Below are 23,143 nucleotides of genomic sequence, written 5' to 3'. Positions count from 1 at the left end.
CGATCGTCATGAAGATTCACCTATTGCAGTTCCCAAATCGTTCATCAGCGGCATTCCGCTTTCTATACTGCTTGACGGATACAGGCCTCGCTGCTCCAGCCCCATTGTGAGCAGTTCCGCCGCCCCCAGGGAAGCATCACGGCTACAAGGAACCCCCGCGCTTGTTAAATAGTCCTGAATTCCGGGAATACTAGCGCAAATGAAGTAGATAGCAGAACGCCCCCTTACTTAACCTGGAGCAACGAGACAGTCACCATGCCAGCAAACTCTTTTTACGCTGAAGCAGAATACGATGAGCCGTCCACCGCGATCGACTTCCAGCCAGAAGTTGATGTGGATATGGAGCGGATGGCAAGCGATCTCGCCAGCCTAGAAATTGAATACGCCAGCTCAGACATGGCAAAAGGCGTCGGTCGCCGCAGTACCGATCTGGTGCGCCTCTACCTTCAGGAAATTGGCCGAGTGCGTCTGCTCGGTCGTGATGAAGAAGTTTCTGAAGCTCAGCGCGTTCAGCGCTACATGCGCCTGCTAGAGCAGTGCCACGAAGCGGCTACAACGGATGAAGCGCTGCAAATCTACGTCAAGCTAATCGAAGCGCACGATCGCCTCGCTTCGATCCTCGGTCACCGTCCTTCTCTGGAACGCTGGGCCGCCGAAGGCGGCGTGGCATTGGCCGACCTCAAGCCCACGATCGCTGAAGGCAAGCGCCGCTGGGCAGCTTTGGTTGATCTCACGCCTGCGGAACTAGATCAGGTACAGCAAGAAGGCACATCCGCCAAAGATCACATGATCAAGGCGAATTTGCGCCTCGTAGTTTCCGTTGCCAAAAAGTACCAAAATCGCGGTCTGGAACTGCTCGATCTGATTCAAGAAGGCACGCTCGGATTGGAGCGGGCAGTTGAAAAGTTCGACCCGACGAAAGGCTATCGGTTTAGCACCTACGCTTACTGGTGGATTCGTCAGGGCATCACGCGAGCGATCGCCACGCAAAGCCGCACGATTCGGCTTCCGGTTCACATCACCGAAAAGCTCAACAAAATCAAAAAGGCTCAGCGCAAAATCTCGCAGGAAAAAGGCCGGACAGCCACGATCGACGACATCGCGGTTGAACTGGAGATGACCGCTCCCCAGGTGCGCGAAGTGCTGCTGCGCGTTCCCCGTGCGGTTTCGCTCGAAACCAAAGTCGGCAAGGAGCGCGACACGGAACTGGGCGATCTCTTGCCGGAAGAAGGTGTTTCGCCGGAAGAACTGCTGATGCGCGAAGCGCTGCGGCGCGATCTTCAGCAGTTGCTCACCGATCTCACTAGCCGCGAGCGCGATGTGATTCAGATGCGCTTTGGTTTGGGCGACGGTCAACCCTACTCGCTTGCTGAAATTGGTCGCGCCCTTGACTTGTCGCGCGAGCGGGTTCGACAGATTGAAGCGAAAGCCTTGCAAAAGCTGCGCCAGCCGAAGCGTCGCAATCGTGTCCGCGACTACCTCGAATCGCTGAGCTAGTCTTGGTTTCCTCCGTGTTCTGACTGAATCGATCGGGATGGGTGTGACCTGCACTCATCCTTTTTTTTTGCTGCTTATCAGTGATTATTCTCAATAAGCAAATTTTGTTGCAACTTCGATCGCCAATTGTGTATCCTGTCAGTAAGCCAGCGCTATTGAGAAGGAAAAGCTAATGGCAATCTACACAGCCTCGTCACTCAAAGCCGAATTGAACGAGCGCGGATGGCGGCTAACGCCCCAGCGTGAAACGATTCTTCAAGTTTTTCAAAATCTTCCCGAAGGCAATCACCTCAGCGCCGAAGATCTCTACAACCATCTGCATCGGCAGGGCGAAAACATCAGCCTTTCGACAATCTATCGGACGTTGAAGCTGATGGCACGGATGGGCATTCTGCGCGAGCTGGAATTGGCGGAAGGCCACAAGCACTACGAGATCAACCAGCCTGCGCCGCATCACCACCACCATTTGATCTGCGTCCGCTGCAACAAAACGATCGAGTTCAAAAACGATTCGGTGCTCAAAACAGGCACGAAAACCGCCCAGCGCGAAGGCTATTACCTGCTCGACTGTCAGATGACGATTCACGCCATCTGTCCGGCCTGTCAGCGTGCCCTGCTGCCGCTCGGTTAAAAGCGTCCGTTGAGAATGTCATCTGCCTCCAGTCCGTATGCACGCTGGGCAGCACGGATGGCGGCGCGAGTTTGCGACCCTAAAATTCCATCGATCGCACCCTGATAAAATCCTCTGGCCTGAAGTCGCCGCTGAAGTTCGACCACGCTGAAGCGCCCGCCTTGAATTGAACTTGCAGGCGCACTTGGAACTCCGCTGACAGGTGCAGGCAGCGGAATCGGATCGGTAACGATCGGGCTAGGCGAACTGGTCAGGCGGTCGATCGCGGCGAGGGTTTGTGGCCCCACAACGCCGTCTGGTACTAGACCTTGTGACGTTTGAAATTGAATTACTGCCGCTTCGGTCTGAGATCCAAATTCACCGTCGATCGCCCCTTGATAAAAGCCCAAACTCGCCAGTTGCGTTTGCAACAGCGCGACTGCATTGCCGCTGTCACCCACACCAAGCAGTCCACTAGCTTGAGCAACGAGCATGGGTAGCGCCACCTGAGCAGCACTCAGAGGCAAAGCCATCGCCGCAGGTGAAACGGCAATCAGCGAAATCAACAGCAGGCCGAAGCGAAAAGAATTTTTCACAGGTCATCGCACCTCGATCGAATGGCGGCTATTCTACCAAAGCAACTGCATCAGTCGATCGAGGTGACAAGTTTCTAGGCGTAATGATCGATCATCAGCGCAGCAGCGATCGCCATTCCCGTCACGCCAAACGCAACTAGCGGATGCTGACCTTGGCTGATGGCAAAAGAGGTGACAACGCCTGCACCGATCGCGGCCGTAACGATCGAACCGAGCCAGTCTTTTTTCGTATTTTTATACATTTGGGCAGATGAAAAAAGGAAAATGATGTTTTTTAAGCTACCATTCTCTTTTTTTCAGCTACGTCTGCGCTGAGAAATTGTAATTAAGATTTAGCTTCTTTTACTTTCTGTTACAGATAAGTAGCTGCTACAGGCGAGTTGAAACAGAATCGATCGCCTCCTGACGGGGCGGTGCAGGCGGACGAGGGCGCGATCGCCGTTCCAGCAACTCATGCAGCAGCACATAGAAGCAGGGGATAATAAACAGCGTCAGCAGTGTCGCCACCGACAAGCCGGAAAAAACCACAATCCCCAATGGCTGCAAAAATTCGCCGCCCTGCCCCAGTCCGAGCGCGAGGGGAAACATTCCTAAGACCGTTGTAATCGTCGTCATCAGGATCGGGCGGAGGCGGGACGGAGCGGCTTGGAGAATGGCCGATCGCCGATCGAGTCCTTCGCGATCGCGAATTTGGTTCGCCAGTTCGACCATGATGATTGCGTTGTTGACGACAATCCCGACCAGCAGGACGGCTCCAACGATTACGGTTGCACCGATCGCCGTTTGTGTGAGGAACAAGCCCCAGATGCCGCCCGCCAACGCCAAAGGAATTGTGAACATAATCACCAGCGGATCAACCAGTGAATTGTACTGAACCGCCATGACAACGAAGACGAGAAAGGCCGCCAATCCACCCAGTAACGGCAAGGCAGACTGAATTTGCTGATTGCTTTCCGCTGCGGAACTGGGTAGGCGCGTAATGCCGTCGGGAAGCTGAACGCTGCTGATGAGGCGATCGGCTTCCTCCAAGGCTTCACCCAAACTTGCCCCTTCCGCTAAGTTTCCAGCAATCAGAAACACCTGACGCTGATTGATGCGCTGCACTTCTCCTGGCGCTTCGTTTGGCTCGATGCGGGCAACGTCTTGAAGGCGAATTTGGCGATTGTTGGAGGTAAAGAGCGGCAGGCGATCGAGTTGCGAAGGCTGCGCGATATCCGCTTCATCAAGCTGGACGCGCACATCCACAAGGCGATTGCCGCGCTGAATTTGCGTTGGAATCGAACCTTGAATGGCCGTTTCCAACGTTTCACCGATGTTTTGAACCGTGAGGCCGAGGCTGGCGAGGCGTTCGCGATCGGGAATAATCTGGATTTCGGGCTGACGGCGATCGCCATCCGGTCGATATCTCGCCAAGCTTGCCTGCTCTAGCGCTCCAAGTACCTGAAGTCCAGTCGCCGCCAGTTCGCGAGCATCTTGCCCCTGCAAAATGATATCGAGTTCCGCGCCACGAACCGGGGAGTTATTCAAAATCAAGCCGCGCACCTGTCCTGGACTGAGGCGCAACCGCACATCCACGAGATTGAGCTTGTTGAACTCCTGTGTGACTTTGGCGACGAACGCCTCGACATCCGCACCTGGCTTCAGCGTCACGGTACTGGATGCCCGCAGCGGGTTTTCGCTAGTCGCGCTGCCAAACAGCGAACCACCGACAGTTGAAAATGCATATTCGGTTTCCGGCTGCGCCACCAAAATTTCATCCACAGCGGTCATAATCTTGCGGCTTGTTTCTAGCGGCGTACCAGGCGGAAACTGAGCAAACAGCGAAGCTTGCCCGGTATTGATGCGCGGCAAAATTTCCTGGGGAATTCGGCCAACCATGAACAAGCTGCTGCCGCCAAAAATGACGATCACCACGCCAATCACGAGCCAGCGCAATCGCAAGACCCGCTGCAATAAGCCGCCATAGCCACGAGTCGCCGCCTCAAATCGTCGGTTGAACTCGCGCAGCAGCCAAAAGTTTCCAACGTGGCTCGATCGCCGAATGCCCAGCAGCCGCGAGGTCAGCATTGGCACAACCGTCACAGCAATCAAAATTGAGGCAGCAACCGCAAACGTAATCGTCAAAATCAGTTCGTTAAACAGCAGGGCGATGAAGCCGCCGATCAGCAAAAATGGCAAAACGGCAACGAGGTTTGTGCTAGTGGAAGCAATCAAGGCCGATTCGACTTCTTGACTGCTGCGAATCGACTGATCGATAAGCTGTCGGGGCGTCAGTCGCGATCGAGAATCTTGTCCGGGTGTCAGTCCGGCTCCGTCTGCGATCGTCTCCAGCATCACAATCGCGTTGTCCACCACGATCCCCACGCCCAAGGCCAAACCGCCCAAGCTAAAAACGTTCAGCGACAAGCCAAATAAGCCCATCAAAATAATTGCGGCCAGCGTTGCCAGAGGAATTGCCAGCACGATGATGAAGGTTTGCCGCAGCGAGCCAAGAAACAGAAGAACGGCGATCGCAGCCAAGCCCGCCCCGATCAAGCCCGAAGAAGTTACGTTCGAGATCGCGTTGCGGATGAACACCGATTCGTCGAGCGTCGGCAAAAGCTGCATATCTTCGGGGATTAGTCCCGACTGGCGTAGCTGCTCGATCCGCTGCTTGACACCATCGACAACGGCGATCGTATTCGCGTCCGGCTGCTTCTGAACGCTAAGCTTGACCGCAGGCTGACCGTTGAGCGACACGAAGATGCGCTGCTGCTGCGTTCCGTCTACGACTTTGGCAAAATCACGTAGGTAAACGCGACGGGGTGGCAGGGGATCAGGCGTTGCGGTCGCCTCAGCGGTTGAGGCATTCTGAGATTCACCCTGAGATTCACCGACGAGAAATGAGACATCGGCAATTTCGTTGGCGTCTTGAAACCGCCCGATCGCCCGCGTCAACGGTTCCGAGTTTTCACCCAAAATTCGTCCGCCAGAAATGTCTTGATTGGTTTCCGTCAAGCGATCGAGTACGTCTGTCAGTCCGACGCCCAGCGCTTGCAGGCGATCGAGGTCGATCGTCACGTTGACTTCTTCCTCGACGCCGCCCGCCACATCAACTGAGGCAACGCCAGAAATCACACCCAGTTCGCGACTGAGTTCTTCATCGGCAAACACGCGCAAATCCGAAGCTTCAAGCGAGGGCGAAGTCAAAGCAAATTCGTAGACCGGAAGCTGGGAGGGATCAACTTTGAACAGGCGCGGTTCTTCGATCGTGTCTGGCAGATTTGCTCTGGCGCGGTTGAATGCTGCCGTCGCGTCGTTCAGCGCCTGATCGATATTGCCTCCAGGCTGAAAGAACAAGTCGAGACTCACCTGGCCTTCGCGAGTTTGCGAATACACCTGCACGACGCCTTCCGTTGCAGAAAGCGCTTCTTCTAAAGGGCGCGTCACCTCATCAACGGCAACCTCCGGCGAAATTCCAGGCGCATTGACGCGAACGCCGATGCGCGGATAGGTGATGGAAGGCAGCAAATCGACCTGAAGCGTCGTGATGAAGAACACGCCCAAGACGATCACGGCTAACGTCAACATCAGCGTGCCGATGTGCCGCCGAATGGAAAGGGCGCTGATGCTGAAACCAGAAGAATTCGCCATCGGTTAGGAATTAGGAGTTTCTGAGATTATGCTGAGTCTCACGGTTGCGCCGTCTTCTAGCTCACCGCTGCTGCGAATCACGATCGATTCTCCGGATCTCAGGCCAGAAATTACTTCTACCTGACCATCCGCGCGATCGCCCAGTCTCACCGTTCGTTCGCTGACAGTGGCCGATTCGCCGCTGCCATTGACCACAAAAATTTTGCCCTCGGTCGGCTGGCTATCTGGCTGGCTGTTGGCTGACTGGCTGGCTGACTGATCGGCAGATGGAGCAGCCGCAGACGATTCACCGGATGGCGCTTCGCTCGATCGCTCCCCGGAATCTTGCAGTGCCGATTCCGGAATCACTACGCGATCGGCTTCTGGCTGAGTGAACTGGACACGAGCCAGCAATCCGCTTCCGATGCGGCGATCGACATTCGGGATCGTCACTTCAACGGGGATCAGGCGAGCTTGGGGATCGGCGGCGGGCGAGATGCGGGTGACTCGTCCGGTGAACGTGCGATCGCCAAATGCATCGAGCCGCACTTGCACCGTTTGATTCGGGCGAATGTTGGCAAGCTCTAGTTCTGACACCTGCACCACGATTTTCACCTGGCTAAAATCACCCAGCCTCAAGATTTCGCTGCCGACCTGCGCCAAATTTCCCGGTTCTGTGACGCGCTCCAGCACCAAACCTGTGACAGGAGAAGTCAGCACGGCGAAAGACTGCTGCTTTTGCAACTGCGCCACTGCCGCTTGCTGCGCTTGCACCCGACGCTGCGCGGCGGCGACGGCCTGCTGGCGCGTCCGCACCGTTGCCTGAGCCGATCGCACCGCCTGCTGCGCCGTTCCCACTGCCGTTAAGCTCGTTTCGTATTGCTGTTCGGGAATCGCGCCGCTGCGAAAAAGCTGACCTAGTCGATCGGCATCCGATCGCGCCTGTGCCAGTTCAAGCTGTGCCTGATTGACTTGCGTAACGGCGTTGTTGACTTCCGCTTGAGCGCTGGCAACTTCCGATTCGCGGGCGGCCACTTCTGCTTCGGCTTCCAGGACGGCGGCTCTGAGCGTTTCGCCGTCAAGCTGACCGATCGTTTGTCCCTGCTGCACTGAATCACCTGTGTCAACCGTGAGATTCACCAGTTGACCTGTGACTTGCGATCGCAGCGACACTTCGCGGTAAGGGCGCGTTGTGCCCGTGTATTCCGGGTCGTTCTCAACGCGGCCTGTTTGAGCAACTTGGGCATCGACAGCGGGGGGTTGCTGACTTTGCCCAGGCGGTTGAGTTTGGGCTTCTCCGGCAGGAATCAAATTGCAGCCGCCCAGCAAAAGGCCGATCGTAAGGAGGCTCCCAGCGATCGATTGTTGGCGGTAAAAGCGTATCCGGGCGATCGCATTTGACATAGACACGGCAGCGCTTCTTCAAACTTTCTTAACATAGTTTGCCTATAGAATACGCTGCTGCCGACAGGTTATGCCTCTAACGATCTGAGTAGATCCATCGAGAAACGGCAGTTTACTCAAATCCCTGATTGCGCCAGGGAACCGGATCAACTGCAACGCCGTTCACGTACAGCCCCCAATGTAGGTTTGGACCTGTGGCGGAACCTGTAGCACCCAACGTGCCGATCGTCTGTCCGGCCTGCACGCTGTCGCCTTCTTGCACGTCGATGCGGCTGAGGTGAATGAAAATGCTGCTCACCCCTTGCCCGTGATCGATGCCGATCGTGTTGCCGTGCAGTCGAAAGCCATCCGCAACACGACCGACCAGCACGACGCGACCTGCGGCTGGAGCAATGATTGGCGATCCGCTGCCGCCTGCATAATCAACGCCTCGGTGATAGTAGTTTTCGGCAAATACGCCGTTGTAATAGCGACGAACCCCATAAACTGAGCTGACTTCACCGCGATTGGGGCGCTGCATTGCGCCACTCCAAAGCTTTTGTGGCGATCGCACTTCGCGAAACTGAGCAACGCGATTCATCTCAAAATCAGTTCCGTCTGAGCCGCCGCCGCGCACGGTAATCCGCTGAGTGGGAAAGGAGCGTCCACGCAGGTTCAAGGCGATCGCTTGTGTCTCGCCACCTCGATTCACGCGCAAATTCAATCGTCCGGGGCGATCGAGCGGGCTGGTCGGCACAAAGGCACGGAAGCGATTGCCTGAAATTGGATAGGACGGGTAGGAGCGATCGCCCAACGTCACGGTTGGTGCAGCGTTGCCTTCGGCGGGAACAATGACGGAAATTGTGTCGCCAAGCTGCGGATTGGTTGGGGAAACTTGGACTTGGAAGGCTTGGGCGGGCGTTGTGAGCCAGGTGAGGAGGGCGATCGATCCCAGCACCAGGGTAACTAAAATTTTGTGCGACCAGAGATAGCGGGTGAAGGGGCGAATGGTTTTGAGCCAGTGCCCGGAGTGGCGTGTGTTCATGGGGAGCGATGGGGAGTGTTGCTATTTCGCAGCTAGACTAGCATTCTCGCGGTTTCGGTTCCAGTCGGGATGTTTCTTAAGGGGCGATCGACCTTCGCGAAACAGATTCGATCGCTTACGCCTATCACCAGGAACTCAATTTTCTGGCTCAAAGCTCCAGTCCGTTTCAACAGACTTAGCCTGTCACCCTAACCTATTTGAATGGGTTTGCGCTTTCAGCCGGAAATTGATTGCACGGCTTTTGCCGCCGTCCTGTTTTGATTTCTCGAGCCAGTGGAGGCTAGGAGATGTTTTCAAAGCGCTAGCGGAAGTGCAGGGTATGCGATCGATCCCCTAAATCCCCTTTGATAAGGGGGACTTTGAGGATGACTCCCTCCTTGTTATGGGGTGGGGAGGATCAAGCGGGTTTTTCACGGCCTAGGCGATCGCAAGCGCGAATCCGTTCCGGCAGCGTTGCACGAATCCGTTTCGGCAGTGCTGCGCGATCGCTCCTACAATAAATGAAGATTTGTAAAAAAGCCATGACGCAATCTCAACCTACCGTTACCCCAAAACTGCAAGAGCCGAAGTTTGGTTTCAACGACTATGCCGAACGTCTCAACGGTCGCGCTGCGATGATCGGATTTGTTGCCACGCTGCTGATCGAATACTTCACAGGTCAAGGTTTGCTAGAGTGGCTTGGCCTCTACTAACTGCGTTTTGATTGCCCTATGCCGATCAACGATCGCCGCTGTGTCAGTTGTCGCAAGCTCGCCTCCAAGTCGGAATTTTGGCGAGTTGTGCGCGAGCATCCTTCGGGAACGGTGCGACTCGATGAAGGTATGGGGCGATCGGCCTATCTTTGTCCGACAGCCCAATGTTTGCAAGCTGCCCAAAAGAAAAATCGTCTCGGTCGCGCTCTAAAGGCTCAGGTTGATAACAGCTTGTATCAGGCTTTAAGCGATCGACTCTCACAAAAATAACAATGAAGACCGCTTTGATTACTGGCGCATCAATGGGAATTGGTGCAACCTTTGCACAAACTTTAGCAGCGCGATCGACGAATCTGATTCTTGTAGCTCGATCGCAAGACAAGCTCGATCAGCTAGCCGAGCAACTGCGAACTCAACATCAGGTGCAGGTAGAAACGATCGTCCAAGATCTCACCGCGCCGAATGCCGCTACGATCGTTTTTAATCGCGTCAGAGAATTGGGTTTAACCGTTGATTTGCTGGTGAATAATGCCGGATTTGGCGAATATGGCGCGTTTGCAGACATCGATCGCCAGCGTCAACTCGATATGGTGCAGCTTAATGTTTCGGCAACAGTGGATCTGACGCATCAGTATTTGCAGGAGATGCGATCGCGGCGATCGGGCAGCATCATCAACCTCGCCTCGACTGCCGCTTTTCAAGGAATGCCCTACCTCGCCGTATATGCAGCAACAAAAGCATTTGTCCTCAGTTTCACCGAAGCTTTGATCGAGGAAAATCGCGAATTTGGGGTGCGAATTTTAGCGCTTTGTCCGGGACCAACCGAAACAAATTTCTTTGACGAAGCTGACTTTCCGCCTAACTTGGCGAACGTAGCCGCTCGTGCTGCAACTGATAAGAAAACGGTCGTGACTCAAGCGCTAGATGCTTTGGAAAAAGGACAGGCGATCGTCGTTCCCGGACAAATTTACAATCAGCTATTCGCCAGTAGCTACCGCCTGCTGCCGCGAGAATGGCTGTCTAGCATGATCGGCAAATTGTTGCGTCCGCAGCCTAAGTCGCCGGATTAAACTGTTGCGGCTCTCCCCACAAAATCCGCTCTTGTTTATAGATAACCATCCCCGGTTTTGCGCCTTTCGGTTTATACACATTCCTCGGCTCCGTGTAGACAACTGGGGCGCGATCGCTCTGCCGTGCTCGACTAAAATACGCCGCCACATTCGCCACATACTGCAAATCCGTCTCGTCCGGCGCATCTCCCGCAGATAGCCGCAAAAGCACATGACTACCGGGAATTTCCTGTGTGTGGAACCACAAGTCGTAATCGCTAGCGATGCGAGTCAGGCGATCGTTCTGCCCGTTGTTTCGCCCGACCCAAACTTCAAATCCGCTTGGCGTTTTGTAATGACGAAAATCAGTTGATTCGTTTGTTTCACGCAGTCTTTGATCGGGGTCTTCCATGTAGCCCTGCGCGATCAGTTCCGATCGAATTTCCTGCAACGCCTGCAAATCTTCTTGGCTCGTTTCGGAAGCTTGCCGAACGGCATCTTCGACCTGTTCAAGATAGTCAATTTCCGTTTGAACTTCGGCTAAAAGTGGATCGATCGCCGCTCTCGATCGCTTCAATTTCTGATGGCGTTTGTAAAGCGCCTGCGCGTTCAAAACCGCATTTTTCTCAGGATTTAAGGGAATCGTTATCTGTTCACCCGTCGTGAAATCGGGGAGGTCGATCGACTTCATTCCCGGTTGCCATTCGTGCAGATAGGCCATCAGCAAATCGGCTTGTTCGCGAAACGATTCGGCGTTGTCGGACTGGGTGAGGCGCGATCGAAAATCCGCTGCCTTGACGTACAATTTTTTCAACAGATTCGCCAGTTTTTGAGTCAACTGCTGCTTTAGCTGCACAAATTCTTGCTGGCGCAGTTGCTCGCTGTAGTAGTCGTTCAAAAGCTGCTGCACGGATTTGGCCGGACGCACCGCACCCCAGCCTAGAACCGTGTAGCCCGATTCGCGCCAAGCCGGATCGAACTGTTGCTGCTCGATCGCGCTCAGCCATTCCTGCCAGCGATCGAACAAACTTTTCCACTCTGATTCGCTCAGCGTGTCCGTCGTGCGATCGCCCTCTAGTCCCGCCGCCTCAATCATCGACAAGACGAGGGCAGAACTGAGGCCGCGATAGGTGCGGAGCAAATTGCGCTTCAGTGGTGCGGGGATCAGGCCGACGCGATCGCGCCATCGATCGATCGATTCAGCCAAACTCGGAATCGGATCGTTCAAACTCGGCGGAAATTCATACGGCTGTCCGGTTTGAATCGGGCGGACGCTGGACTGTTGAGCGCTCACCTGATGCGCGACCGTGACAACTTGGCGATCGGCAGTGGTGAGAATCACGTTGCTGTACTTGCCCATCACCTCAACATAGAGATGCCACAGAGCCGGATCGCCCGGACGCCGCGAGAACTGAAGATCGAGCGCTCGTTCCCAAGGCGCAATGAACTCAATTCCCACCAGCGCTAACCCGCTAAGCTGATGGCGCAACTGCTGGCTGAACGTGAAGGTGTCGGGCGATCGCGGCGGTGCATCCTCAATGCCAATTCGTGCGGCCTGCGGATGCCAGCAAATCGTCAGCCACTCGCGCTTTTGCAGCGTGCGGAGAGCAAGTGAAAGCGTGAAGCGATCGCGCTGATAAACCTGCTCCAGCCGAGCCGGAAGCCAGTCGCGGCGCAGTTCTGCACAGGCAGCAGTCAAAGTCGTAAAGTCAACAGGTTGCAAGCAGATTCTCTCTATTGATGCAAATGCGATCGCCCTAACTCCTAACCCCTAGCCCCCTCTCAGCATACTTCGCTCCCATCCGCAGAAACTCAAGGGAAATTTATACCAAAAGGTAGAAAAACGCTGGAAGTCTATGGATGATCGCGGTTTCGGCACAATATCGCCTTGTTAGGCAAAATTTTTGCAGATACCATTAAAACTAACCTTTTGCAAGCGCTGCCAAGCCGCCTGATGTCAATGAAATATGCAGTTTCAGCTTATCAACATTGGGTTTGGCAATACCGTTTTGGCAAGTGAAGTAGTCGCCGTTATTAGCCCGGATTCTGCGCCGATTCGCCGCCTGATCCAAGAAGCGCGATCGCGGCAACGACTCAGCGACACAACGACAGGTCGCCCGATTCGAGCGGTGATTGTGACCACACAAGGCGATCGTCGATCGCCCCATTCATCCGCACATCCCAAATTGAATACACTGACGCTCAATCCGCATTTTGCTGCGACGACCGAAGCCGAAATTATTCTTTCCGCGATTCAGCCGGAAACCGTTGCCCAGCGCTTTGTGTTTGAAAGAAGCGACCGCTTGTCCCCGCTCTCCTCTGTGGATTCCGATTCTATGGACATTAAGCTGATTAACATCGGATTTGGCAACATCGTTTCTGCCAATCGCGTGATTGCGATCGTCAGCCCCGAATCGGCTCCGATCAAGCGCATCATTACCGATGCTCGCGATCGCGGCCAGCTTGTGGATGCCACGTATGGACGGCGGACGCGAGCAGTGATTATTACAGATTTTGGGCACATTATTCTTTCCGCAATTCAGCCGGAAACCGTTGCCAATCGCTTTGTGGTCAGCAAAGATAGCACCAGCGAGGATTGAGTGAATCGGTAGCGATGGTAACGAGTAGAATGGAATTTCTTAGCACTGCACGATCGCATCATCCTAGAGCAGGAGATCATGAGTACGGGTAGATTAATTGTTTTAACTGGCCCCAGCGGAGTTGGCAAAGGTACATTGGTGCGATCGCTCCTTCAGCGACAGCCGAATCTGAGTTTTTCCGTTTCCGTGACGACTCGCGCTCCCCGTCCCGGAGAAATCGAAGGCAAACACTACTACTTCACCGCTCGCGAGCAGTTCTGCGAAATGGTTGCCAACGGCGAACTGTTGGAATGGGCAGAATTTGCCGGAAACTTTTACGGTACGCCGCGCCGCCCGGTCGAGCAGCAAATCAAAGCGGGAAAGTGGGTGCTGCTGGAAATTGAGCTAGAAGGCGCTCGTCAAGTCCGCGAAACCTTCCCTGAAGCGCTGCGGATTTTCATCTTGCCGCCTTCGCTGACCGAACTTGAACACCGTCTGCGCGATCGCGGCCAAGATTCCGACGATGCGATCGCCCGTCGCCTCCGCCGCGCCCAAATTGAAATCGAAGCTGCCAGCGAGTTTGACATCTGCATCGTCAACGACGATTTGGAGACTGCACTGAAGCAGGTGGAAGAGGCGATCGCCGCGCCGCTGTTGGTGTAGCGATCGATTTTGCAAGCGGTGGAGGCGAAATGTCTTTCCGTCTTCACCGTTACAGTTGCGATGCTTTTAAAGTTTGTTGCGGGCTTTTAGCTGCAAATAGCGATCGACGAGTTCTTCCGAAATTTGATTCGCAGGCGCATCGAGGACGAGAACGCCTTGCTGCTTAAGCTGTTCAAAGGCAATTTGCCGCTGGGCGATCAGATCGATCGCCACTGCTCGCGCATAGGTAGCGGGAATGTCGGTGCTGACGGTTTGCGCCTGTCGATCGAGTTGCGGATCGCGCAGAGTGACGCAAAAGGGCAGATAGCGCGGGGCGAGTCGTCCCAGCGCGGCGAGCAGTTCTGAGGAAGCCGTCGTATCGACAAGATCGGTAATCAGCACGACCAAGGCGCGGCGCGTTTGCTGATTGGCGATCGTCGTCACGGCTCCGAGGTAGTCAGGTTCAAGCAAAGCGGGTTCGATCGGCGTCAGGCGTTCCAGCAAGTGATTGAGGTGCTGCTGCCCACGCTCCGGGGGAACCCAAGTGTGCATCTGGCGATCGAACACGCCGACGCCGACGCGATCGCCCCGGTGCAGCCCAGCCAAGGCGAGGGAAAGCGTGGCGTTTAAGCCCCAGTCGAAGCGGGTTAAGCCTTGTACTCTCGCGGTCATCAGTCGTCCGCGATCGAGCAGAATAATTAGCGTTTGCTCCTGATCCGGTTCTAAAACGCGCACGAGGGGCTGGCCGCGCCTTGCGGTCGCTTTCCAGTCGATGAAGCGCGGATCGTCACCAATGCCGTATTCGCGCAGTTCAGCAAATTCCGTTCCGGCTCCTAATCTCCGCGCTCGACGGATTGAACCAGTCGATTCCAAGGTCAGGCGGATTGAAAGCGATCGCAGCCCGATCAAGTCCGGGTAAACCGCGACAGCTTGATCTTGATCGACTTTCCAACTGTGCCACGCCAGCTTCCAGGGCGATCGCTGCCGCACCTGAAGGTTGCCCCAGTGAAATTCGCCGCGTCGATCGGGATGAATCGTGTAGCTCAAGTCTTCGGTTGTGTTCGGTGGCAAGATAGCTTGCAGTTGCGGCGCAGAAACGGCGAATTGCTGCGGATAGTCGTCGCGCAGTTGAACTTCGGCTGGGCGCTTGCCCGATCGAACTTGCAGCGTGACGGGATTATCGCGTCCGATCGACAGGCGATCGAGCCGATGCCATTCGACCGAGACGCGATCTGCCTTCGTGCGCCGCGCATCCCACAGCGTCACGAGCAGGACAACGAAATCAAAGATCAGCAGAATTCCGACAAGCTGAAGCGGTGGCAGGAAGCCAAAAATCGAGAGCGGCAGGACGATCGCCAATCCCAACAGCAGCAGCAGATAAACGCGAAACGAAGCAATCATGACGGCTAGCGAGGAACAGGAACTTGATTGAGAACGCCGGAAATCACCGCATCCATTGCCAGTCCGTCGAGTTGCGCTTCAGGACGCAAAATCAAGCGGTGGCGCAAGAGCGGCGGGGCGATCGCCTTGATGTCGTCGGGCGTGACGAACGATCGGCCTGCCAGCCAAGCGTGGGCTTTGCTCGCTTGCAGCCAAGTGACTGCCGATCGCGGGGAGGCTCCAAGGTTGAGATCCGGATGTTTGCGCGTCCGACCGACAACAGCCAGCAGATAGTCGAGAATTGGCTCTTGCACTTCGATCGACCGCACGGACTGCCGCGCTTGCAAAATTTGCTCGACGGTGGCGATCGGTTTGAGCTTGGCGAGGTCTAGGCGTTTGGCTTGAAATCCAGCTTGCGAGTTGAGCAGCATTTGCTTTTCGGCAGCAGTTTCGGGATAGCCAACCAGCAGCTTAAACAGGAATCGATCGAGCTGGGCTTCCGGCAACGGATAAGTTCCCTCAAACTCCAGCGAGTTTTGCGTGGCGATCACCCAAAACAGTTCCGACAACGGCAAACTCTGCCCGTCCAGCGTTACCTGCTGCTCTTCCATCGCTTCCAGCAGAGCGGCTTGCGTCTTTGGCGGCGTGCGGTTGATTTCGTCGGCCAGCAAAATCTGAGTGAACACTGGCCCCTTCTTGAGGCTGAAGCTGCGCGTGTTCAAATCAAAAATCGTTGTACCGAGAATATCCGAGGGCAAAATGTCCGGTGTCAGTTGAATGCGGCGAAAGTCGGCCTGCACCAATTGCGCCAGCGCCTTAACGAGCAGCGTTTTTCCGGTTCCCGGTACGCCTTCGAGGATCACATGTCCGCCCGAAAGCAGCGCGACCATGAGCTGCTGCACGATCGCTTTTTGCCCGACCACAACTTGATTCAGGGTTTGACCGAGGCGGGAAATTGTGGCGGAAAGCTCTGACATGGAAGAAAAGGGTGAGGAGTGAGGGGAAAGATAGCTTCAGGAGTTGTCCAACTGTTTGCGGACAGATTGGATGGCTTGCAACCAGGTTAGCAGGTCGCGATCGCTGGCTCGTCGATTGGCAAACGGCGGATTCAGCACGGCATCCAGGTCGGCGGCGGATCGGTCGGTCTGCTGCTGCCAAGCGATTCTTAGGTTTTCAGGATCGATCGGTATGGTTCCCAGACCGAGGGCGCGTTGAATGTGAAGCTGTTCGGCTTTGCCGATCGTGTCGATCAGAAATTCGCTGCGTCCGGCTTTGTGCAGCACACCTGCTAAGGCTTGAATGTAGGCTTCGCTGTTGTCGATCGCGGGCGACGCGATCGACATGGGCGCACCAAATCGCCGATTTTGGCTCCACAGCACAACGAAAAACAAGACGATCGCCTGAATTAGAATCAGCAGCAGCGGCGTTCTTGCCAGATATCCAGCTAAACTGTCGGACGTTGTGGGATCGGCGACTGTCGATTCTGCGTCGGGGTCGCGGTAGCCGTGCAGAAATTCGTCAATCAAAATTCGCCCGTTGTTTTGCCGTACCAGTTCCGCCAAAAACGCGAAGTTTCCAGGTTCGTTTTGGTAGGCGTTGGCGGCAAGATACGGCGTTGTCGCACGAATGACTTGGCCGCGCCCGACTCGTTCTCGCCAAACGATCGACCCAAAGCGATCGCTCAAAAGTCCGCCAGATGAAACGCGGCGCGTCGTTTCGATTTTGACTTCGCCCTGCGGACTTTCCTGCTTTGTCGTGAACGGGGCGCGAGTGGCGGGCGCATAGATGCCAAGCTCGATTATCGTATTGCCGCGCTTGAGCCAATCTTCAACTCCCTCGTCGAGGCTGAGCAGCGTTCCGCCTTGCAGTTCATAGTTGACGCGCAGCAGGGTCGTCGGTTCGGTTGCGTTTACCAAATCAGCGATCGATCGCTGCCACCGCTCAACAGGAATCTGCTGCTGCTGCATATAGGCAAACCAAGCAGCATAGCCGTCGGGAGCGCGATTGTAGGTTGAGCCGCGTCGTTCGATGCTGCCGCCCGGAGCGAGAATGAGCGTCAGCAGCACGATCGCCCCGATCGCCAATCCGATAAACCACTGCCAGCGATTGCGCTTCGTCATTGCCTAAGATTGGTTATTGCTTGAGGTCTGCAACTGCCGCCTGATCGACTGCGGGCGATTCAATCCTAGCCGCTCCCGGTTGACCGCTCAGTTGGGCAAACAGTGATTCATACTGGCTCAACGCCTGCTCAAAATCGTAGCAGTCGATCGCATGACGGCGGCCTTGCTGTCCCAAGCGCTGCGCCCGCTGCGGATCGCGATAAAGCTGCAAGACAATTTCAGCTAAGCGATCGGGCTGCTCTGGTTCAATCACCATGCCGCCACCGCTTTCCAAAACGGCTCGTGCTGCCGTGCCGTCCAGCGGAACAGAGGCAATAATCGGGCGGCTGCTGGCAAGGATGAGCTGCATCTTTGAAGGCATGTTGAACGAAACGACGTTGCGCTTTTGCACGATCAGACCCACATCAGCGGCAGCCAGCATTTCCGGCAGGCGCGATCGCGGCTGAAACGGCAGCAGCCGCACATTGGGCGCGTCATAGGTTTCGCAAATCGATCGCAACTGCGCCAGCGCTTCGGTTTCACCGACAATGACAAACACAATTTCAGGCAGGTGACACAATTTCGCGGCTGCTCGCACAACCGTTTCCAGCCCTTGCGTCAGGCCGATGTTGCCGGAATACATCACGACAAATTTGTTTTGCAGATCGTGCGCTTGCCGAAAGGCGTTTTGGCGCGGCAAAGCGCAGATGAAATCGGTGTTGACCCAGTTGGGAATGCAAACGAGCTTTTCGGCGGGAACGCCTTTTGTCAGCAGATTTTCGCGAAACGCTTCGGCAATCACGCAGATTTGATTGGCCGATCGATAAGCAAACTTCTCCAACGCCTGAAAAACGCGAATTGCCAGCTTATTTCGTACCAGTCCCAGCCGAATTGCCGCTTCCGGCAAAATGTCCTGCAAATTCAGCACGATCGGACAGCCATACAGCCAGGAGAGCAACACACAGGGCACACACACAGGCAGCGGCGGAGCGGTGTAGAGAATCACGTCGGGTCGCCAGCCGCGCAGCGCTTGCAGAAGGCTCGTCACGACAAAGCTGCCATCGAGCAAAATGCGCGTCAGCAAATTTGGTTTGGGACGAATCCAAACGTAGCTGCGCTGAATTTTGACGCCGTTGCGAATTTCGGTGTCGTACCATTTGCCGCGATAGGCCGGATAAATGCGGCGTTCCGGGTAGTTGGGCATTCCGGTGATTACGCGCACCTGATGCCCGCGTGCAGCGAGTCCTTCGGCCAGTTCGGTCATCAGCGGCGCAATTCCGATCGGCTCTGGATGATAGTTATAGGAATAGATCAAAATTCGCATGAATGGAGACGCTCAGCGACAAAGCAAGAACGATCGAGCTAGTAGTTGAAACGCTGTTGCACGCAGCGATCGCCACCTGCAAGTCGAACTCCAAGCAGCGACGCTCCAGCTCTGTCGCCCCCGCACAACGCTAGCCACCCTTCCAGCCAACCGGGATCAACGCGATCGCACAATGCAAACCGCGATCGCACAATGCAAATTGTAAAAACGCGAGATGCAACAGGTTACAGTGTAACGCCAACCGCTGCCACCAAAGCGCCAACGCGATCGCGCCAGCGGCAAGCTTTAGGAAACTGTAAGCTTTGCAACCGCTCGCAATGTGCTTCAATCTCGATCGAACCTTCCATCAGGAACATCTCATTACAAGCTTGGGAGATGCCATGTTGATCGATTTGTTTCGCCGCCAGCAAACGCATTTTGTCTTGTGGCGTCCCGCTGGAAACTCAACGCCTGCGCTGATTATTCGATCGAGCGATCGCAACTGCCGAGAAATTCCGCTGAAGCGATCGAGCTTTCCCGATTTGTGGGAACTGGCGGCCACCGATGCTGGGCTAACAGACGGGCAGGTGTATTGGTATTGGTTCAAAGTGCAAAACGCCTCAGTTTACTCGCGTGACCCGCAGATTGTGTACTGCACCGATCCGGTTGCGACAACGATCGATCGGCGGTTTCTTGCGCCGGATGGCAGCGGCAATCCGGCCAGCGTCATTCTCTACCAAAACGAGCAACTGCTGCCTTGCGATCCCGACCGCAAACAACCAGATTGGCAAGACGACGCACCGCTGGACTCGCTGCCGCCCAACCATCGACTGGTGATCTACGAACTGCCGACCCGCTGGACTCGCAGCAGTGCGGGCATTGGAACAGGCACGTTTCGCGACGTGGTTGCGCTGGTGCAGCCGGAAGTCGCAGCCCCAGATTTTCAGGAGACGGACGCGCTGCGATCGGGCAAAGCACATTTGCTGGAATTGGGCGTGAATGCGATCGAACTGCTGCCGCCTGCCGACAGCGTAGATAAAGACAACGAGGATAAATACAGGTGGGGCTACGGCACGGCCAACTATTTTGCCGCTGACTACGATCTCGGTCGGCCAGACGGACAAGATGCACCCAACGCCTCAACCGATCTAGCAAATTTGATTAAGGTGTGCCATCAGCACGGCATCCGCTTTTTTCTGGATGCGGTGATGGCCTTTTCGCGCTCCAATCCCTACCACAACGTCAACTTTCTGGACTTCTACATTCACTGGAAACCGATCGGCGATCCGACTCGTGACCCGGAACAAGGCGATCGCGACGGATTTGGCGGCGACTTGTTTAAGTACAACTACTGGGTTGAAGGCTATCATCCGCTGACGGGAACGCGCGATCGCTATGTGCCTGCCCGTGAATACCTCAAGGCACACATGGCGCACTGGATGCTCTATTACCGTGTCGATGGCTTACGACTCGATAGCGTTAACAACGTCGGCAACTACGATTTTTTGCAGGAATTCAAGGACTTCGCTCGACAAATTTGGCGCGATCGCAACGGCAGCGACGATCGCTTTTTGGTTGTCGGGGAAGAACTCAGCGTACCGCTTGCCCTTGTGCATCAAAATCGACTAGATGGCTTGTGGAATGAGCGGTTTAAGCAGATTCTGCGACAGGTGATTCTGGGGCGATCGAGTTCGGGTGACAGCTTTGAGTGGAGTGTGCGAAAACTAATTGACTGTCGCTTACTCGGCTTTCGCGACTGTACACAAGCAGTGAACTATCTCACCTCGCATGATGTTGGCGGATATGGCAATGAACGGATTTATAACTATCTAGTTAGTAACGGCGTGATCGACTGCGAAGAACGCATCAAGCTCGCCTTTGTTTGTCTGCTTACGGCAGTTGGAATTCCGATGATTTTGGCGGGCGATGAATTTGCCGATCAGCACGATCTAGAAATTGAAGAACACGGTTCCAATAAGCAGGTTGATCCGGTCAACTACAACCGTATGAATGAAGATTGGCGCAAACGAATCTTTGATTATGTGGCACGACTGGTACACCTTCGCACAACCTCAGATGCGCTTGCCACCAACGACACGGTTTTTCTGCATGTCGATTTCGATGAGGGAAAGCGCGTTTTAGTTTGGCAGCGCGGCTATGGTGAAAATTTGGTGGTTGTCGTGGCGAACTTCTCAGACTATGGAACACCCAATGGTGAATCTGCCGAAGCAGAATACGTGATTCCCAACTGGCCGAACTTGCCTGACAACCAGCATTGGAAGGAAGTTACACAAAACCGATCGATCGATCGTCGCTGGCAAGGACGCGAACCGATTTTTCCCTGGGAAGCGAAGGTTTATGCAAGCGTTGCGGGTGCACCAGTTTAATTGTGAGCGCACCCGCGATCGCTTACTTTTGCCGACAAATCGTGACATATTCTGGCGTTTCAACTAACATGCAGAACACGCCAGAATTGAGATAGCTTTTGTATAGTTCGATCGCCGTCTCGCGAATGCGCTGCGAAAAGGAAATTGTTTTGGTGAACAATCGTCCTTGAAATACAAACTGCGACTTTTGGTTGTAAGGAATGCCGCGCTGTTCAAGTTCCTCAACCGTGAATAGCAACATGTTAAATGCTCCTGCTCAAAAACGAGATAAAAGGGTATGGAAAAAAGGCAAAACAAATTTCTTTATCTTTTTACCTTAGAGAAAATAGTGCTTTGTGAAGTCTTGACGAAGATAGAGTTTTCCCGCAGAAGCCTCCGCCAACCGGATGAGGAAATTCGCCCTGAGCATTCGGCCAGGCGATCGAGTAAACTAGATAGGTAAGTAAGATTGCTTATTTTCCTCGCTTGTCGCCGATGCTTGCTGCCAATCCGCTGCGGTTTTTGCAACCGCAAACCTCTCGCCCTGATGCACCGCTGTTCGTATTTCTGCCGGGAATGGACGGCACTGGGCAGCTTTTGCGGACGCAAACCGAAGGGCTAGAATCTCGATTTGAGGTGCGCTGTTTGTCGATTCCGCCTGATGACCTCACCAGTTGGGAAGATTTGACCGAACAAACGATCGCCCTGATCAAAGCCGAAATGCGCCACGAAAACGAACGCACCGTTTATCTGTGTGGTGAATCGTTCGGTGCGTGTCTAGCGATCAAAGTTGCGCTGCACTCGCCACATCTGTTTCGCCGCGTGATTCTGGTTAATCCGGCTTCCTCATTTCATCGCTATCCCTGGGTACAGTGGAGTACGCAGATGACGCGCTTGCTGCCTGAACCGCTGTATCGCGCGGGTTGTGTGGCGTTCATGCCGTTTCTCGCTTCGCTGGGGCAGGTGGAAAGTGCCGATCGCCGTGCTTTGTTAAAAGCAATGCTGTCGGTGACGCAGGAAAGCTCGGTTTGGCGATTGTCGCTGCTCAGCCAGTTTCACATTACGCCCGCTCAGCTTCAGCGCATCACTCAGCCCGTTTTGATCATCGCCAGCCAAGACGATCGAGTTTTACCGTCGCGCGTCGAAGCCGAACTGCTCACGCGCGAACTTCCCAATGCGCGGATGCATCTTTTGCCCAACAGCGGCCACGCCTGCCTGCTCGAATCGGGAGTCAATCTATATCAAATTCTGGAGCGGTGCAGCTTTTTGGAGCCTGCGATCGCAGCGATTTCTTAGCTGGCAACCACAATTCGATCGCGTCCGGTCTGCTTGGCCTGGTAGAGGGCGCGATCGGCTTGGGCAACCAGTTCAGCGGGTGCAACTGAGTCAGACGGAATCAGGCAGGCGATGCCAAAGCTTAAGGTGATCGTTTGTGCAGGTTCATCAGTCGGAATCGCTTGTGTCCACAGATTGGCTTGAATCGATCGCGCCACTGCTGCCGCTTCGCTCGCTTCATAGTCTGGTAAAATCAGCGCAAATTCTTCGCCGCCATAGCGAGCCGCAAAACTGTTCGCCTCCACCTGCTCAAGCAGTCGCGCCACGTACCTGAGGCATTGATCGCCGACATGATGTCCGTAGGTGTCGTTATAGCGCTTGAAGCGATCGACATCGCACAAAATCAGCGAGAGCGGAGCGCGATCGCGCTCCAGTCGTCGCCATTCCCGCGCTAGGCACTCGTCAAAGCAGCGACGATTGGCAATTTGCGTCAGGCCATCGATCGCGGCAAGTCGCTTTAGCGCAGCGTTGGCGGCTTCAAGCTGCGCCATCAGCAATCGCTCTTGCTCCATTTTTTGCTGAAGTTCTGCGATCGTGGCGTGCATTTGCAGCAGACGGCGGACGCGCTGCCGCAGCACTGCCCAGTGGATCGGCTTGGTGATGTAGTCGCTCGCGCCTGCGGCAAATGCCTGATCGACCGAGACTTGATCTTCCAAACTCGTAATCATCAGCACAGGCGGACACTGCTCGCCAAACTGCTGCTGAAGCGCGGCACAGCAGTCAAAGCCGTCAATCACAGGCATAAGCGCGTCGAGCAAAATCAAATCGGGCAACTGCTGCTGACACAAGGCCAAACACTCCGCACCGTTACAAACGGAAATGACTTGATACGCTTCTTGCAGCATCATGTGGCTCAGCAGCAAGCGCATGGTTCTTTCATCATCCACCACCAAAATCTGCGGAGCGGCTGAGATTTGCACACGAGGTTGCACCGATCGATTCCTTAAGGTCACTT

22 protein-coding genes and 1 pseudogene are annotated in these 23,143 nt (G+C 55.0%); 10 read left to right on the top strand and 13 right to left on the bottom strand.

Translation table 11 applies throughout. The features are described 5' to 3' along the window. Window positions 1-255: 255 nt before the first annotated feature. Complete coding sequence (gene sigC / locus H6F67_RS07455; RefSeq protein ID WP_190764843.1) at window positions 256-1,497, top strand: RNA polymerase sigma factor SigC; 1,242 nt, start codon at window positions 256-258, stop codon at window positions 1,495-1,497. A 172-nt stretch (window positions 1,498-1,669) separates the two neighbouring features. Further along, window positions 1,670-2,128: a transcriptional repressor gene (locus H6F67_RS07450; RefSeq protein WP_190764841.1), complete on the top strand. Its 459-nt coding sequence runs from the start codon at window positions 1,670-1,672 to the stop codon at window positions 2,126-2,128. Here the strand turns inward: H6F67_RS07450 and H6F67_RS07445 are convergent. The 5 genes from H6F67_RS07445 to H6F67_RS07425 form a co-directional block, all read right to left on the bottom strand. Continuing rightward, window positions 2,125-2,703, bottom strand: coding sequence for a peptidoglycan-binding protein (locus H6F67_RS07445; RefSeq protein ID WP_190764839.1), 579 nt, complete (start codon window positions 2,701-2,703; stop codon window positions 2,125-2,127). The two genes, H6F67_RS07450 and H6F67_RS07445, sit on opposite strands and share 4 nt — an antisense overlap. A gap of 74 nt (window positions 2,704-2,777) precedes the next feature. Continuing rightward, on the bottom strand, window positions 2,778-2,945 hold the full coding sequence (locus tag H6F67_RS07440) for a hypothetical protein (RefSeq protein ID WP_190764837.1): 168 nt from the start codon (window positions 2,943-2,945) through the stop codon (window positions 2,778-2,780). 127 nt (window positions 2,946-3,072) lie between these two features. Further along, a complete protein-coding gene (locus tag H6F67_RS07435; protein WP_190764835.1) occupies window positions 3,073-6,336 on the bottom strand; it encodes an efflux RND transporter permease subunit in 3,264 nt (1,087 codons plus the stop codon). A 3-nt stretch (window positions 6,337-6,339) separates the two neighbouring features. Continuing rightward, the gene (locus tag H6F67_RS07430) at window positions 6,340-7,719 is read right to left on the bottom strand and encodes an efflux RND transporter periplasmic adaptor subunit (RefSeq protein WP_190764914.1); all 1,380 of its coding nucleotides are present in this window, start codon (window positions 7,717-7,719) and stop codon (window positions 6,340-6,342) included. A gap of 112 nt (window positions 7,720-7,831) precedes the next feature. Further along, entirely contained in the window at window positions 7,832-8,743 is a 912-nt protein-coding gene (locus tag H6F67_RS07425) for a M23 family metallopeptidase (RefSeq protein WP_190764833.1), read from the bottom strand. 521 nt (window positions 8,744-9,264) lie between these two features. Between H6F67_RS07425 and H6F67_RS07420 the strand changes: the two genes are divergently transcribed. Genes H6F67_RS07420 through H6F67_RS07410 form a run of 3 tightly spaced genes read left to right on the top strand, consistent with a single transcriptional unit; the run spans window position 9,265 to window position 10,505 of the window. Then, window positions 9,265-9,435, top strand: a complete 171-nt coding sequence (locus H6F67_RS07420; RefSeq protein WP_190764831.1) for a chlorophyll a/b-binding protein — start codon at window positions 9,265-9,267, stop codon at window positions 9,433-9,435. Window positions 9,436-9,453: 18 nt separating this feature from the next. Continuing rightward, window positions 9,454-9,705 carry a YlxR family protein gene (locus tag H6F67_RS07415; RefSeq protein WP_190764830.1) on the top strand — a complete coding sequence of 84 codons (252 nt, stop codon included), beginning with the start codon at window positions 9,454-9,456 and terminating at the stop codon, window positions 9,703-9,705. A 2-nt stretch (window positions 9,706-9,707) separates the two neighbouring features. After that, complete coding sequence (locus H6F67_RS07410; RefSeq protein WP_190764827.1) at window positions 9,708-10,505, top strand: SDR family oxidoreductase; 798 nt, start codon at window positions 9,708-9,710, stop codon at window positions 10,503-10,505. Here the strand turns inward: H6F67_RS07410 and H6F67_RS07405 are convergent. Further along, the gene (locus tag H6F67_RS07405; protein ID WP_190764825.1) at window positions 10,489-12,207 is read right to left on the bottom strand and encodes an NFACT family protein; all 1,719 of its coding nucleotides are present in this window, start codon (window positions 12,205-12,207) and stop codon (window positions 10,489-10,491) included. The two genes, H6F67_RS07410 and H6F67_RS07405, sit on opposite strands and share 17 nt — an antisense overlap. A gap of 244 nt (window positions 12,208-12,451) precedes the next feature. Between H6F67_RS07405 and H6F67_RS07400 the strand changes: the two are divergent. The 3 genes and pseudogenes from H6F67_RS07400 to gmk form a co-directional block, all read left to right on the top strand. Further along, window positions 12,452-12,778: pseudogene (locus H6F67_RS07400) on the top strand (extracellular matrix/biofilm biosynthesis regulator RemA family protein); the annotation flags it as partial. Window positions 12,779-12,820: 42 nt separating this feature from the next. Next, window positions 12,821-13,084, top strand: a complete 264-nt coding sequence (gene remA, locus H6F67_RS07395) for an extracellular matrix/biofilm regulator RemA (RefSeq protein WP_190764912.1) — start codon at window positions 12,821-12,823, stop codon at window positions 13,082-13,084. A 78-nt stretch (window positions 13,085-13,162) separates the two neighbouring features. Continuing rightward, window positions 13,163-13,726, top strand: coding sequence for a guanylate kinase (gene gmk, locus H6F67_RS07390; RefSeq protein WP_190764823.1), 564 nt, complete (start codon window positions 13,163-13,165; stop codon window positions 13,724-13,726). A 66-nt stretch (window positions 13,727-13,792) separates the two neighbouring features. Here gmk and H6F67_RS07385 read toward each other — a convergent pair whose 3' ends face one another. The 5 genes from H6F67_RS07385 to H6F67_RS28075 form a co-directional block, all read right to left on the bottom strand. Next, window positions 13,793-15,106, bottom strand: coding sequence for a DUF58 domain-containing protein (locus tag H6F67_RS07385; protein ID WP_190764821.1), 1,314 nt, complete (start codon window positions 15,104-15,106; stop codon window positions 13,793-13,795). Between the two features lie 5 nt (window positions 15,107-15,111). Then, window positions 15,112-16,062 (bottom strand): MoxR family ATPase, encoded by a 951-nt coding sequence (locus H6F67_RS07380; RefSeq protein ID WP_190764813.1) that lies wholly within the window; start codon window positions 16,060-16,062, stop codon window positions 15,112-15,114. Window positions 16,063-16,098: 36 nt separating this feature from the next. Further along, window positions 16,099-17,205, bottom strand: a complete 1,107-nt coding sequence (locus tag H6F67_RS07375; protein WP_190764811.1) for a DUF4350 domain-containing protein — start codon at window positions 17,203-17,205, stop codon at window positions 16,099-16,101. A gap of 13 nt (window positions 17,206-17,218) precedes the next feature. Continuing rightward, entirely contained in the window at window positions 17,219-18,508 is a 1,290-nt protein-coding gene (locus tag H6F67_RS07370; protein ID WP_190764809.1) for a glycosyltransferase family 4 protein, read from the bottom strand. 224 nt (window positions 18,509-18,732) lie between these two features. Beyond that, a complete protein-coding gene (locus H6F67_RS28075) occupies window positions 18,733-18,855 on the bottom strand; it encodes a hypothetical protein (protein ID WP_277874563.1) in 123 nt (40 codons plus the stop codon). A gap of 33 nt (window positions 18,856-18,888) precedes the next feature. On the opposite strand from H6F67_RS28075, the gene H6F67_RS07365 reads away from it, so the two are divergent. After that, complete coding sequence (locus H6F67_RS07365; RefSeq protein ID WP_190764807.1) at window positions 18,889-20,874, top strand: alpha-amylase family glycosyl hydrolase; 1,986 nt, start codon at window positions 18,889-18,891, stop codon at window positions 20,872-20,874. A gap of 22 nt (window positions 20,875-20,896) precedes the next feature. Here the strand turns inward: H6F67_RS07365 and H6F67_RS07360 are convergent, their stop codons facing one another. After that, window positions 20,897-21,115 carry a hypothetical protein gene (locus H6F67_RS07360; RefSeq protein ID WP_190764805.1) on the bottom strand — a complete coding sequence of 73 codons (219 nt, stop codon included), beginning with the start codon at window positions 21,113-21,115 and terminating at the stop codon, window positions 20,897-20,899. A gap of 233 nt (window positions 21,116-21,348) precedes the next feature. Between H6F67_RS07360 and H6F67_RS07355 the strand changes: the two genes are divergently transcribed. After that, entirely contained in the window at window positions 21,349-22,149 is an 801-nt protein-coding gene (locus H6F67_RS07355; protein ID WP_190764803.1) for an alpha/beta fold hydrolase, read from the top strand. On the opposite strand, the gene H6F67_RS07350 is transcribed toward H6F67_RS07355, so the two are convergent. Then, on the bottom strand, window positions 22,146-23,120 hold the full coding sequence (locus H6F67_RS07350; protein WP_313926779.1) for a diguanylate cyclase domain-containing protein: 975 nt from the start codon (window positions 23,118-23,120) through the stop codon (window positions 22,146-22,148). The genes H6F67_RS07355 and H6F67_RS07350 overlap by 4 nt on opposite strands. Window positions 23,121-23,143 lie beyond the last annotated feature (23 nt).

Source organism: Microcoleus sp. FACHB-1515 (assembly GCF_014696105.1).
In the GTDB taxonomy this organism is placed as follows: Bacteria; Cyanobacteriota; Cyanobacteriia; order Elainellales; family Elainellaceae; genus JAAUTJ01.
This window is presented reverse-complemented; position numbering and strand designations above follow the sequence as displayed.

Excerpts from the sequence above, each read along its gene's own strand:
- sigC (WP_190764843.1), top strand. The coding sequence starts at position 256 with ATGCCAGCAAACTCTTTTTACGCTGAAGCAGAATACGATGAGCCGTCC.
- H6F67_RS07450 (WP_190764841.1), top strand. The coding sequence starts at position 1,670 with ATGGCAATCTACACAGCCTCGTCACTCAAAGCCGAATTGAACGAGCGC.
- H6F67_RS07440 (WP_190764837.1), bottom strand. The coding sequence starts at position 2,945 with ATGTATAAAAATACGAAAAAAGACTGGCTCGGTTCGATCGTTACGGCC.
- H6F67_RS07435 (WP_190764835.1), bottom strand. The coding sequence starts at position 6,336 with ATGGCGAATTCTTCTGGTTTCAGCATCAGCGCCCTTTCCATTCGGCGG.
- H6F67_RS07430 (WP_190764914.1), bottom strand. The coding sequence starts at position 7,719 with ATGTCAAATGCGATCGCCCGGATACGCTTTTACCGCCAACAATCGATC.
- H6F67_RS07425 (WP_190764833.1), bottom strand. The coding sequence starts at position 8,743 with ATGAACACACGCCACTCCGGGCACTGGCTCAAAACCATTCGCCCCTTC.
- H6F67_RS07420 (WP_190764831.1), top strand. The coding sequence starts at position 9,265 with ATGACGCAATCTCAACCTACCGTTACCCCAAAACTGCAAGAGCCGAAG.
- H6F67_RS07415 (WP_190764830.1), top strand. The coding sequence starts at position 9,454 with ATGCCGATCAACGATCGCCGCTGTGTCAGTTGTCGCAAGCTCGCCTCC.
- H6F67_RS07410 (WP_190764827.1), top strand. The coding sequence starts at position 9,708 with ATGAAGACCGCTTTGATTACTGGCGCATCAATGGGAATTGGTGCAACC.
- remA (WP_190764912.1), top strand. The coding sequence starts at position 12,821 with ATGGACATTAAGCTGATTAACATCGGATTTGGCAACATCGTTTCTGCC.
- gmk (WP_190764823.1), top strand. The coding sequence starts at position 13,163 with ATGAGTACGGGTAGATTAATTGTTTTAACTGGCCCCAGCGGAGTTGGC.
- H6F67_RS07385 (WP_190764821.1), bottom strand. The coding sequence starts at position 15,106 with ATGATTGCTTCGTTTCGCGTTTATCTGCTGCTGCTGTTGGGATTGGCG.
- H6F67_RS07380 (WP_190764813.1), bottom strand. The coding sequence starts at position 16,062 with ATGTCAGAGCTTTCCGCCACAATTTCCCGCCTCGGTCAAACCCTGAAT.
- H6F67_RS07375 (WP_190764811.1), bottom strand. The coding sequence starts at position 17,205 with ATGACGAAGCGCAATCGCTGGCAGTGGTTTATCGGATTGGCGATCGGG.
- H6F67_RS07370 (WP_190764809.1), bottom strand. The coding sequence starts at position 18,508 with ATGCGAATTTTGATCTATTCCTATAACTATCATCCAGAGCCGATCGGA.
- H6F67_RS28075 (WP_277874563.1), bottom strand. The coding sequence starts at position 18,855 with ATGGAAGGTTCGATCGAGATTGAAGCACATTGCGAGCGGTTGCAAAGC.
- H6F67_RS07365 (WP_190764807.1), top strand. The coding sequence starts at position 18,889 with ATGTTGATCGATTTGTTTCGCCGCCAGCAAACGCATTTTGTCTTGTGG.
- H6F67_RS07360 (WP_190764805.1), bottom strand. The coding sequence starts at position 21,115 with ATGTTGCTATTCACGGTTGAGGAACTTGAACAGCGCGGCATTCCTTAC.
- H6F67_RS07355 (WP_190764803.1), top strand. The coding sequence starts at position 21,349 with ATGCTTGCTGCCAATCCGCTGCGGTTTTTGCAACCGCAAACCTCTCGC.